Here is a 12,384-nt window from a genome sequence, read left to right as displayed (position 1 = left end):
CGATTGCAGAATTCATGCCGACGCCGCTAACGGCGGCGTTCGTGGTCATTGGGGCAGCCTGCAGGCGCAGCATCACTTCTCGCGCGGTATCGACGCCGTTGTCGCCGATGCCAGCACCGCGCGGACCGTGCCGACGCTGAGCGGCTTCTCCAGGATGCGGAACGCGTCGCCGGAATTGACCGCATCGCGCAGCGCGTCCTTGTCCGCGTAGGCGGTCACCAGGATCCGCACGATATGCGGATACTCCTGCGCCACCTGCCGCAGCAGCTCGCCGCCGTGGCGGCCCGGCATGCGGAAGTCGGTCACGAGGATCGTCACCCGTGCCCCTTCGCTGCGCAGGATCGACAGGGCCTCGTCCGCGTCGCAGGCGAGCAGCACCTCATAGTCGCTGCCGGCCGAGCGCGCAAAGTACTTGCGGGCCAATTCCTCGTCGTCGACATAGACGACGGTGCGCCGCGCTTGCTGGGTCTCGCTCATTTCAATATCACTCGGCGCGCGGCAGGTCGAAGTTGAACGCGGTCCACTCGCCCAACTGGCTTTCGGCAAACAGGGTGCCGCCGTGCCGCTCCACCACCGCATAGCTGATGGACAGGCCAAGGCCGAGGCCCTGGCCGACTTCGCGGGTGGTGAAGAAGGGTTCGAACACCCGCGCGAGATTCTCCTCGGCGATCCCCGGGCCGTTGTCGCGTACGTTCACATGCAGCCGGCCATCGTGCCATTGCGCCGTGACATGGATCTGCGGCGACGCGGTGGCCGCCTTCTGCATGGCCAGTGCGGCATTCGAGAACAGGTTGATGAGCACGCCGATGATGGCGGCTTCGTCGCCCAGCACCAGGGTGTCGCCGGCCAGATCGCGCGTGACGCTCACACCGCGCAGTTCATGTGCGCTCAGCCGGATCGACGAGTCGAGCGCCTTCTCGAACAGGAACGGCACGTCGTCCACCACGGCATCGGGCTTGCGGTAGGCAAAGGTCTTCAGATCCGAGACGATGTGCTGGATCCGCTGCATGCCCTGCTTGGCATCCGTGAGGCACTCCTGCAGGGTCGGGCTGTCCTTGGTCTGCGGTTCCTCCATGGCGATCTCGATCGCCATCAGGCAGAAGTTCACCGGGTTGTTGACCTCGTGGAGCAGCCCCGCGGACAACGTACCGATGGCCGCCATCTTCTCCTGCTGCAGCAGCTGGCCCTTGATTTGCGCCAGGTTTTCATTGGTGCGGGCGAGTTGGTCGTTTTTGTGCGCCACTTCATCCTTGAGCCGGAACAGCTGGAAACGGCCCTTCTCGTTGAAGTAGGTGTAAATGGAGCTGGCCAGCGCGCAGAAGAAGATCAGGATGAGCTGGAACTGAAACTTGCTGGGGTTCTGGATGCCGCCCGGATGGGCCGCGCAGGCGATGTAGTAGAGCGAGACCGTGGCCAGGCCGAAGGTCAGCGTCTGCAGGTAGCCGGAGGGGAACAGGATCCCCACCGCAAAGATCGTCAGCATCAGCCCGGCATAGAACAGCGACTCTTCCGCCTGGGTGGCATAGATCATCCACGAGATCATGGCCTGCGGCAGCAGCAGCCAGAAGAAGGTGATGACCTGAACGTGGCGCTTGCCGATTTCCGTGTAAAGCGAGAGCAATGCCAGGCCGATGGCCGCGCTGGTCAGCCCCCGAATGATGGCAAAGTACTTCTGCTCAGCCGGATACACGACATAGTCCATCGCCATGCCCATCAGCACCAGCACGATCACGGTCAGGCCGCCAGCCTTGCTGCACAGCAACCGGTAGTCGCGCAGCTCTTCACGATAGTTCGTTTGCAGCCCAACGAGGGATGTCGTCATCTCAGGCTACTTGTTGCGGGCCGATCACCACCTCGGCAAACACGTTCACGCCGGTCACGTCCGTGTACAGGCGCGGCTCGCCGCAGTTCTCCGGCATGATTTCGGCCATCTGCGCTTCATTGCGATAGATCAGGTACCACTCCAGCACGTGCTCCATGCTGAAGCGCTCCGGGTTGTCGGCGTGGACATTGGTGACCAGCAGGCGGCCGCCACGCCGGGTGCGGCTGGCGAAATGCTGGTTCAGCCGGGCACAGACCTTGTCGGACAGATAGTCGAACAGGCCGGCGCAATAGACCGCGTCGAACTCGCGCACACCCGGTGCGTCCGGATCCAGCCGGCGCTTGAGCAGGTGGTGCACCGAATCGTGCGTGTAGCTGATGGTCATGCGCTTGGCCGTTTCCTGTGCGATCGACCCGAGGCGCTCGCGCGTCCAGTCCAGCGTCTCCTGGCTGAAGTCGAGCAGCTCGAACGACAGCCACTGCGGCTCGTCGTATTCATGCATGAAGCGCTGGATCTCCTGAGCGGGGCCGCAGCCCACGTTCAGGACCCGGAACGGCCGCTGCGCGGCGCGCGCTTCATTGGCGAGGCGCGTGAGGTAGTCCACCAGCAGATCGATGCGGTTGCGGTGCGCGCGCGCCACGGCCGTCTGCAGGAAAGCCGCGTTGACGATCTGGAAATACGTGCTCGGGCCCTGGCGGGGATCGTCGAGCATCTGGTTGACCATCTGGTAGTCGCCGGCGTAGCCCAGCGGCTTCGTGAAGGTGCGGAACACGAAGGGCGAGCGCAGCAGCAGCGGATGCAGCGCGGCCTGGGCGAAGGCACGGTGCGCGGGCGCCAGTTCTTCGTCGACGAGGCGCGCTTCGCCTTCGAATTCGTCGAAGTAGACCTTGGTCCTTTCCATCAGCGGCGATGCCAGCTCGAGGAAGAAGTCCTCGCGCAGGCTTTTGCCATCCTTGGGCAGGGTGTCGGCGAGATCCGCCTGCTCGACCCAGCGCGACATGTCGGTCAGAAACGCCCGGAGCTGGTTGACCGCGATCTGGTAGTCGCGGCGGATCTGGAAACGCTCGGTCCAGTCCTGCGCGAACCGGCGGGCCTCTTCGCCCACCGTACGCGCTTCCAGCGCGTCGCCGCTCAGTTCGCGCCACTCGTCGATCAGCGTGACCGAGACAATGGCGGTCAGGCCGGTATTGACCATGCTGATGACGACGGCCTTGCCGGAATAGGCGTGCTCCACGCCCATTTTGACCGACAGGTCGTTCAGCACCTCGCTGACCTGGACAATCGAATACGGGTTATAGACCTCCATCACCAGCGACTTGCGCTGGAGATTGATGATGGTGCCCCGCACCTGCTCGCCCTGCGAGTTGCGAAAGCTCACAACCGGATCGATTTGCGTTTTGGAATACACGGTATTGCGGCCAGGTAAGTACTCACGCGAAGGTTTGAAATCTGGTCAGCGCGTATGCCAATGGCATCACGGTCTGACGAGGCTCGCTAGCCTGGTGGGCCCGATGGCCGGTTTCGGAACAAAACGGACCTCTTCGATGGGAGCATTCTACTGATAAAAAAAGGCCGCTGTCGCGCGGGGGATTTCATCAGCGAAACTGCCTGAAGGTGCTCGATGAAAAGGCGCCGAAATACTACAAGGGCTTCCCCGTCGAGCGCAAGCTCAATCGGGTTCCGGGACGGTGCGCTGTGCAGCGCTGCTCATAGGCGTGCGGGAAGGCGCAGACGGTTAGCGTGGCGAGTCGTCTAAGGGAAGCGCGCCGGGCATCCGGCTGTCGTCACGCTCCCGCGACTCCCAGGGTATATGCGGATCATCGCGACAATTGACAGCCCTCTCAATTAAGCTACACTGCCATCAAATTTGAGAGTCAATCAAATTTTTTGGGAGGCAATCTGGAATGGAGGGGAGCGGGATTCTTCATATCGCTGCCTTATTCAATTCGGAGTCCATATCAATTGGCGGAACAAACATGTCTCGCCGATTCAGCAGCGCCTCGCAATCAAGTCGAAACGAAATCGAAACGGGTCAGGTCATGGAGATCAGGATGAGCAGTCGTGCACAACGAAAGATGCGTCTGGCGCTATCTGCCGCTGCGTTGGCAGCGGGGGCGTCGAATGCGTTCGCAACAGACGGCGCGTATTTCACCGGAAATGGCGCCTATTCGTCGGGTATGGGCGGCGCGGCGATTGCTTTTCCGCAGGATGTGGCCTCGGCTGTGGACAATCCGGCCGGGTTGGCGGAATTGGGTTCGCGAGTCGATCTCTATGGCATCGCCTTGCCGGTTTCGTCCAATGCCACCTTCGGCTCGCCGGACAACCATCTGTTTTCCCGCAAGATCGTTGTTTCGCCGGGATTCGGCATCAACTATCAGATCGCGCCGCAGTGGACCTTCGGCGTGGCGATGACCGGTGCGGGAGCGGCATCGAATTACGGGCGCCCCGTGCTGCCGGTGCCCGGTGCCGGCGACGCCAAAGCCAGCCTCATCGTCGTCAATACGAATCCGACGGTCACCTATAAACCGCTGCCCAACCTGTCCATCGGTGCATCGCTGGTGATTGGCGTCGAGCAATTGCGCCTGAATGGGGTGCTCGCCCCCGGAGCGGATGGCGCGCTGGAGCCCGTGCCCAGTCACGGCAACTCGGACGCCGTGGGGATCGGCGCCGGGATGGGCGTACTCTGGACGCCGATTCCGATGGTGTCGCTCGGGGCCTCCTGGTTCAGCAAGACGTGGTTCTCATCGCTCTCGGGCTACAAGGACGACGTGCTTGCGCCGAGCGATGGCCATATCGACAGCCCGTCCCGGTACGGCGCGGGCGTTGCCATTCGTCCGCTGCCGGGCTTGACGGTGGCGCTCGACTACCTCCGTATCGAATGGGCCAGTGCCGCGGGCTACAACACGGCCAGTACATGGGGCTATCGCAACCAGAACGTCGGTCGTGTCGGCGTCTCATACGATATCAACCCGAAGTGGACCGTGCGCGCCGGCTACAGCTTTGCCAATAACAACGTCGATTCCAACCACACCCTGGCGAACATGTATGGCCCGGGCATCAGTTCCCGCGCGATAACGGTCGGCGCAACCTATGCCATCGACAAAAACAATCTCGTGACCGCGGCCTTCGAGTACGACATTCCGACGACGATCATCGGAACGGGACCGAGTACCGGCGTGAACATTCACGCCAGCTACCAGGGCTACTCGATCGGCTATACGCACAAGTTCTAGTTTGTCATGAGCGACGCGTTTTGCGGCGGGCGGGCGTGTCGGCCGGAGGGTTCGCCAGCCACGTCTCGAAGCCGTCCAGCATCAGCTTCAGGCCGGCGTCGAGTCGCTTTTCGCTGTCGATCTTCGTGAACGGCTCCGCCAGGAACGTGGCACCGGGTATGTCCTCGCGATCGAACTGGGACACGTAGCCGACGATGAAGTCCTTGTGCTCGCCGGGCGCCTGCCGGTTCGCAATTTCGACACTGATGCTCGTCACGAACATCATGGTCAGGTCGTACGCGAGTGCCGCTTGCGCGGGGTTAAAGCCGGCGTGCTCGAGAATCCGGCCCAGATGGTCGAAGTAGGCGAGCCCGTAGTCGGTCTCTCCCGGCTGGACACGCTGGAACAGCCGGAACCGGTTTTGCGTCGCGATATAGTTTGCGACGCCAGGCCAGCGCGCGAGTGTTTTCAGTACCGAGCGGCAAACGCCTTCCAGGTCGACACGCCAGTCGCCGGTCACGGGCGGCAGTGCGTTCACGCGCTCCTTGAACGCGGCGTTCAGAACCGCACTAAGCAGGTCGTCCTTGCTGCCGACGTAGTAGTGAACCAGCCCTGGCGCCACACCCATTTCCCGGGCGACGCGGACCATGGACACTTCGGAGATCGACTCCTTTTGCGCGAGCTCGATCGCACGGCGGATGACGGCGTCGCGCGACAGGTCGGCGCCTGGGGCATCGCTCTTCGGCCGCCTGCCGGCGCGACGGGGTGTTGGCGTGGTCGTTTCTTCCGGTGCGATTTTGACTGGCTTCATGGAGCAGGGTAAACGATAGCGCTGATGCCGCGCGTTTTAATTTGACATGGTCTCAACTCTAGCACTATTCTTCCGTCATGGAAATTTGAGACGGTCTCAACTTCTCGATAATTGAGACTGTATCAAATTGTGGTGAGTTGGCCGACAACGTTACAGGAGCACGGAGCCGCCATGAAACAACAGGGATCGAACGGAAAAGTCGCGGTAACGGCCGGGTTGCGGGGCGCGTCGTGGACGCCCGCCCGCATGCAGGCGCCTTATACGACGACGCCGTTCCCTTTGACCACGCAGGATGGTCAGGCGACGCTTGGGGTGCTCTTTGCCAGGGCGCCCGTGCGCAAAGTCGTCTTTGTCATGCATCCGCGCGAATTCGTGATGACGCACTACCTGGTGCCCGAAGTGCTGGATGCGGGGTGGGCGTGCTGGGTTCAGGCGCCGCGCTCGATCGGCAGCGATCTGCGGCTCGAACACGAGATAGCGCTTCACGATGTGGCGGCCGGCATGCGGCAGCTTCGCGAGCTCGGGTTCGAGACGATCGTGCTGCTCGGGAACTCGGGCGGGGCAGGGTTGTTTGCGTTCTACAACCAGCAGTCGCTGCTGCCTGCGGACCAGCGCATTCGCCGCACGCCGGGCGGGCGTCCCACCGGGCTCGACACCGCGATCATGCCGACGGCGGACGGCATCGCGTTTGTCTCTCCGCATCCAGGGCAAGGCGTGCTGCTGATGAATGCGCTGGATCCATCCGTGACCGACGAGCAGGACCCGCTCTCGTGCGATGTCGAACTCGATCCATTTAGTGCTGCGAACGGCTTTCGTCGGCCGCCAGAATCGTCGAGCTACGCGCCTGCGTTCATCGAGCGCTACCGGCTCGCGCAACGCGAGCGCGTCGCGCGACTCGACCAGCGTGCACGCGAATTGATCGATCGAAGGCAGTCGGCGCGCGCCCGGCTGAAGGAGGCGCCTACGCGCACCGACAAGCAATTCGCGAGTCACGGTGCAATCTTGACGGTATGGCGCACCGATGCCGATCTGCGCTGCTGGGACACCTCGCTCGACCCGTCCGATCGTCTCGTCGGCTCGCTGTGGGGCGCGGACCCGTCGGTTTCGAACCTCGGCAGCGTCGGCTTCGGCCGGATCGTGACGCCGGAGTCGTGGCTTTCGACCTGGTCCGGACTGTCGTCGAACGCGTCGCTGGACAAGTGCGCGAAGTCGATCGTGCAACCGACGCTGCTGATCGAATACACGGGCGACAACTGCGTGTTCCCCGGCGACGTCGACGCCATGTTCGCGTCGTTCGCAACGGCCGACAAGGAGCGCCATCGCGTTCGGGGCAACCATCACGGATTGCCGGTCGACGATGGCGATGTGCCCGGTCAAGTGCTCGCGGGTCAGCATCTGCGGTCCTGGCTGCACGCAATATTTCGCTAAGTCATCAAAGAATACATTGGAGACGGTAAGGATGAACTCGGTAGGGAATCTTCAGGGTAAGGGCGGCGCCGACGCGCTCGCATCGTTCGACAAGGCGGTTGCTGCGTCGAAATCGGCCGCTCGTCCGGCACACGTGCTCGATCCGATTGCGGGTGTCGTTTATCCGGCGCAGGCGGATCTGGACCGCTACGTCGCCGAGGGTGCGCTCGGATTCGAAACGCTGGCGGATGGCTTTCGCAAGATGGCCGCGCTCTATCCCGAGAATGTCGCGTTGCTCGGTCCGGGGCTGCGCATGACCTATGCCGAACTCGATTCGAAATCGACACGGCTCGGCGCCGCACTGCTGGCGCAAGGGCTCGAGCCGCTCGACCGGGTCGTGTTTCAACTGGGCAACAGTGCCCAGCTCGTCATCATGTTTCTCGCCTGCGTGAAGGCCGGGTTGATTCCGATCTGCACGCTGGCCGCGCACCGCGAGCACGAGATCGGCTACCTGGCGAATCTGGCCGACGCGAAGCTTCACTTCGTTCAGGGCGACGATCCGAAGTTCGATGACATTGCGTTCGCGCGCGAGATGCAGCAGCGCGCGCCGAGCCTGAAGCTGATCTTGCAGGCGCGCGGCGAGCCGCGTGATGGCGTGCTTCATCTCGACCAGATGATCGAATCGATCAGCGAGGAAGCGGCTGCGGCCCGGCTGGCGGAGCTCACGCTGGATCCGTTCCAGGTGGCCGTGTTCCAGCTCTCCGGCGGCACGACGGGCGTGCCCAAGATCATCCCGCGATTCAACAACGAGTATCTATACAACATGCGAGCTTGTGCGCAATGGCTCGATTATCGACCCAGTGATGTCTTGTTCATGCCACAGCCGATGGTGCACAACCTGAACATGGGCTGTTGCTTCGGCCCGTTCCTGATGACGGGCGGAACGGTCACGGTGGCGCCGGATCTTGCGCCCGAGACGCTAATTTCGCTGATCGAGACGACGCGCCCGACGTGGCTGATGCTCGGCGGTCCGATCATCGCGCGTATCGAGACGGCGATCCAGTCGGGGCGTCTCGACTTTTCGAAGGCGCGAGGCGTCATCGCGGCGAACAGTGCGCCGAAGCTGCGCGCATTGGTGGGCGTGCCGGCTTACCACATCTTCGGCATCACGGAGGGCGTGATCATGTTCACGCATCCGGACGATCCCCAGGAAGCGCTCGATACGACCAACGGCCGGCCAGTGAGTCCGTGGGACAGCATCCGACTCCTCGGCCCAGGCACGGAACAGCCGGTCAAGTTCGGCGAAATCGGCGAACCGGCGTTCAAGGGGCCGTACACGATCCACGGCTATTTCCGCGCCGAGGACCGCAACAAGGAAACCTTCACGAGCGACGGCTATTACCGGTCGGGCGATCTGATGGAGGAGCGCCTGATCGATGGCAAGCGCTATTTCGTCTTCCGCGGCCGCTTCAAGGACCTCGTCAGCCGCGGCGGCGAAAAGATCAACTGCGAAGAGGTCGAAATGGCGGTCGCCGGACATCCATCGGTCGCGCAGGTGGTCGCCGTGCCGTATCCCGATCCGGTGTTCGATGAACGTCTGTGCGCCGTGCTGATCCTGCGCGAAGGGCACGCCGAGCCGTCCCTCGCCGAGCTGGGCACGTACCTGAAGGACTACGGTCTCGCGAAATTCAAGTGGCCCGAGCGCATCGAGGTGGTCGACACGTTCCCGTTGACCGCATCGGGAAAGCTCAGCAGACAGTCGCTGCGTGACATGGTTGCGCAGCACGTCCTCGGCGCTCAAAGCGCATCGTGAACCCGATTGATCCAATACTGGAGAACACTGTGACATCGACTCAACCGGTTCTGAAGGGCGTGCACCATACGGCCCGACCCACCTGGAAACTGCGGGAAACCGTCGAGTTCTATCGCGACAAGCTCGGCCTGCCGCTCGTCCATGCGATTTCGGCGCGAGGCTGGGGGCCGTCGAACCATCCCGACTTCCTGCACTTCTTCTTCGAAAGCGGCAAGGGCAGCACCATCGCATTCTTTTACTACATCGACACGGAGCAGCCCGATTACACGCGCCCCGTTGCCGACTATCGCTTCGAAGCGACGCATACTGCGTGGGCCGTCGACACCTATGACGAACTCATTGAATGGCGCGACCGGCTCGAGGCCCAGGGCATTGCGCTGATCTATCAAATCCGTCACGAACTGATCGAGTCGATCTATTTCAGTGATCCTAACGGTTACTACCTCGAGATCACGCTTCAGCAACGTCCGATGAATCTCCTCGACGCGGATGACGCGACGCGAACCCTCGACGCCGCCATGAAGGCCGAAGACGCCATGCTCGCGGGTACGACCGAGTTCAAGTCGATCGACCAGGTGTGGCGCGGCAAAGCCAACGGCATCGGGGCATCGATTGGCGAAAACGACGGCTCAGAAGCCGTGCTGTACGTGCTCGATGTGCCCGAATTCGAACCGCTCGTCGCGTCGGGTAAGGGCAATCCGCGCTACCACGTCGATGGCCCGACCAACGGGTACTGGAAGATCTGCTCGCCGGAAGCCATCGTCTTCGAGCGTAAGGCGCTCGGCTTCGTGCCAGCACTCTGGAACGCGTCGCTCACCGGCGGATTCGATGGCAACGTCAGGACATTCGATCGCTACACGCTGGAAATCACGCCTCGGGGGCAGCAATGAAGGTCGCAATCGTGGGCGGTGGACCGTCCGGGCTGTATCTCGGGCTCCTGCTCAAGCGCAGGCAGCCTGACTGGCAGGTTGACGTGATCGAGCAGAACCCGGCCGATGCGACGTTCGGATTCGGTGTCGTGCTGGCCGATACCGGCATGCTGCAACTGCGCGATGCGGATGAGCATTCGTATAACGCGCTTTGCGACGCGATGCACTATAACGACCGCCAGATCATCGTCCAGCGGGAAAAGCCCATCGAGGTGAAGCTGAACGTGAAGGGCGGCGCGATTCCGCGTCTCGCATTGCTGAAGGTCCTGCAGGGCGAAGCGGAAGCGGTGGGCGTGCGGATTCATTTCGGCCGCCGCATCGACACGACGCTGGATCTCGCTACGTTCGGTCTCGACGATGCCGACGTCGTGGTCGGCGCCGACGGCATCAATTCCGTGGTGCGCCGCCAGTATCCGGACGCCTTCGGCACGACGCACCGGTCGCTGAGCAATCACTTTGCCTGGTACGGCACGAAGCGGGTCTTCGACGCGCCGGCGCTCGTCTTCAGGAAATTCAACGGCGGCCATTTCGTGGCGCACTACTACGCATACAGCGACGAGATGAGCACGTTCGTCGCGGAATGCGACGACGCAACGTGGGAACGGCTCGATCTGGGCTCGATGACCGATGACGACCGTCAGCAGCTATTCGAGCAGATCTTCGAGCCCGAGCTGGGCGGCCTGCCGCTCATCTCGAACAAGTCGAACTGGCGGCAGTTTCCGGTCATTCGCAATGCGCGCTGGACGTCCGGCCGCCATGTGCTGATTGGCGATGCGCTGGCCAGCGCGCATTTCTCGATTGGCTCGGGAACCCGGATCGCGATGGCCGATGCGATTGCGCTCGCCCGTGCGCTGCTGGCGTGCGACGGCGATGCAGCGGCGGGCCTCGCGGCATTCGAGGAAGACCACAAGCCGCAGAAGAACAAATTGATCGACGCCTCTGAAAAATCGTACATGTGGTACGAGGACATCGCGCAGTGGATGGACAACTCTACGCCTGAAGAATTCGTCTATCAGTTCATGACGCGCACGGGCCGTATCGACGATGCGCGCCTGCGCAGCGAGTTTCCAGAATTGGTGCAGCAGTTGGCCGGCAACGTGGGGGCGCTATGAACGAAAGCTCGGAGATCGTCGTGTCCGACCTGCCGTTCACGGTGCGACGCACCGCACGCTGGGCGGATTGCGATCCGGCCGGTGTCGTGTTTGCCGGCCGTTACACCGACTACCTGCTCGGGGCCGTCATGCACTTCATGCGGCGGATCGGCTATGGGACCAACGGCCAGGCCGGGCGCGAGAGCGGAGTCGGGCTGCCGTGCAAGCACATGAGGCTGACGTTCCACGCTTCGCTATACCCCGAGGACGTTGTCGATATCCGCATCGAAGTGGGCGAGATTCGTACGCATACGTTCGACCTGATTGCGCGTGCGTGCCTGCTGGACGGCCGGCTTGCGTTCGAAGGGCAATTCACGCCGATCGCCATTCGCGGCGACGTGCGGGAGAGCACCAGCATTCCGGCCGCGCTGTGCGAAGCGCTCCAACCTTATCGGCTTGCCAAGGAAGCAGCATGACTGCAAAGACCTACAGAATCGGCCAGATCGTCCCAAGCTCGAACACGACGATGGAGACCGAAATTCCCGCGATGCTGCGCGCCCGGGAAAGCATTCGCCCTGAACGCTTCACGTTTCATAGCAGCCGGATGCGCATGCACAAGGTGACGCGCGCGGAACTCGAGGCGATGAACCGGGAAGGATTGCGATGCGCGGCCGAACTGGCGGATGCGCGCGTCGATGTCATGAGCACTGCCTGCCTCGTTGCGATCATGGCGATGGGCAAAGGCTATCACCGCGATGTCGAGCGCGACCTGACCGCCGTTGCCCGCGAGAATCATTGCAGCGCGCCGGTCATGACGTCCGCCGGCGCACTGGTGGAAGGGTTGAAGATCATGGGCGCGAAAAAGGTGTCGCTGCTCGCCCCGTATATGCGTTCGCTTTGCGATCTCGTCGTGGAATACATCGAAAACGAAGGCATCGAGGTGATCGACTCAATCGCCTTTGAAATTCCGGACAACCTCGAAGTCGGTCAGCGCGATCCGGCCCGGCTGGTCGAAGACGTGAAAAAACTGAACACGGCGAATGCCGACGTCGTCGTCCTGTCGGCTTGCGTCCAGATGCAGTCCTTGCCGTCCATCCAGATCGTCGAGAATCGACTGGGGATTCCGGTGACGTCCACGGGCGTCTGCACTACGCGACGCATGCTCGATCATCTCGGTCTGGAGCCGATCGTACCGAACGCCGGCGCGCTGCTTGGCGGCACGTATCGGTAGGCGGTCGAGCGCGATCTGAAGAGCGGATGACGTTCAGATGAATAGCAATCCTGATCATAAAGAGGTCG

Annotated in this window: 10 protein-coding genes and 1 pseudogene; 7 read left to right on the top strand and 4 right to left on the bottom strand. The window is 62.4% G+C overall.

Annotated features, from left to right (window positions below):
- Positions 1-102: 102 nt before the first annotated feature.
- The 3 genes and pseudogenes from E1956_RS28615 to E1956_RS28605 form a co-directional block, all read right to left on the bottom strand.
- Positions 103-477, bottom strand: a pseudogene (locus E1956_RS28615) (response regulator); the annotation flags it as partial.
- 7 nt (positions 478-484) lie between these two features.
- The gene (locus E1956_RS28610) at positions 485-1,822 is read right to left on the bottom strand and encodes a sensor histidine kinase (protein WP_134755556.1); all 1,338 of its coding nucleotides are present in this window, start codon (positions 1,820-1,822) and stop codon (positions 485-487) included.
- Between the two features lies 1 nt (position 1,823).
- Positions 1,824-3,230, bottom strand: a complete 1,407-nt coding sequence (locus E1956_RS28605; RefSeq protein ID WP_134755554.1) for a class I SAM-dependent methyltransferase — start codon at positions 3,228-3,230, stop codon at positions 1,824-1,826.
- Between the two features lie 496 nt (positions 3,231-3,726).
- Here E1956_RS28605 and E1956_RS28600 point away from each other — a divergent pair, with 496 nt between their 5' ends.
- Positions 3,727-5,055, top strand: a complete 1,329-nt coding sequence (locus tag E1956_RS28600; protein WP_232072058.1) for an OmpP1/FadL family transporter — start codon at positions 3,727-3,729, stop codon at positions 5,053-5,055.
- A 4-nt stretch (positions 5,056-5,059) separates the two neighbouring features.
- Here E1956_RS28600 and E1956_RS28595 read toward each other — a convergent pair whose 3' ends face one another.
- Positions 5,060-5,845, bottom strand: a complete 786-nt coding sequence (locus E1956_RS28595; RefSeq protein ID WP_134755552.1) for a TetR/AcrR family transcriptional regulator — start codon at positions 5,843-5,845, stop codon at positions 5,060-5,062.
- A 171-nt stretch (positions 5,846-6,016) separates the two neighbouring features.
- On the opposite strand from E1956_RS28595, the gene E1956_RS28590 reads away from it, so the two are divergent.
- From E1956_RS28590 to E1956_RS28565, 6 genes are read left to right on the top strand one after another with little or no spacing between them, the layout of a single operon-like run.
- Positions 6,017-7,273: an alpha/beta hydrolase gene (locus E1956_RS28590; protein WP_197732955.1), complete on the top strand. Its 1,257-nt coding sequence runs from the start codon at positions 6,017-6,019 to the stop codon at positions 7,271-7,273.
- A gap of 31 nt (positions 7,274-7,304) precedes the next feature.
- Entirely contained in the window at positions 7,305-9,065 is a 1,761-nt protein-coding gene (locus tag E1956_RS28585; RefSeq protein WP_134755550.1) for an AMP-binding protein, read from the top strand.
- A gap of 29 nt (positions 9,066-9,094) precedes the next feature.
- The gene (locus E1956_RS28580; RefSeq protein WP_134755548.1) at positions 9,095-9,955 is read left to right on the top strand and encodes a VOC family protein; all 861 of its coding nucleotides are present in this window, start codon (positions 9,095-9,097) and stop codon (positions 9,953-9,955) included.
- Positions 9,952-11,106: an FAD-dependent monooxygenase gene (locus E1956_RS28575; RefSeq protein WP_134755546.1), complete on the top strand. Its 1,155-nt coding sequence runs from the start codon at positions 9,952-9,954 to the stop codon at positions 11,104-11,106. Before E1956_RS28580 ends, E1956_RS28575 begins: the two co-directional genes overlap by 4 nt.
- Positions 11,103-11,561, top strand: a complete 459-nt coding sequence (locus tag E1956_RS28570) for an acyl-CoA thioesterase (protein ID WP_134755544.1) — start codon at positions 11,103-11,105, stop codon at positions 11,559-11,561. Before E1956_RS28575 ends, E1956_RS28570 begins: the two co-directional genes overlap by 4 nt.
- Entirely contained in the window at positions 11,558-12,316 is a 759-nt protein-coding gene (locus tag E1956_RS28565; protein ID WP_134755542.1) for a maleate cis-trans isomerase family protein, read from the top strand. Before E1956_RS28570 ends, E1956_RS28565 begins: the two co-directional genes overlap by 4 nt.
- Positions 12,317-12,384 lie beyond the last annotated feature (68 nt).

Source organism: Paraburkholderia pallida, from assembly GCF_004524855.1.
GTDB lineage: Bacteria > Pseudomonadota > Gammaproteobacteria > Burkholderiales > Burkholderiaceae > Paraburkholderia > Paraburkholderia oxyphila.
This window is presented reverse-complemented; position numbering and strand designations above follow the sequence as displayed.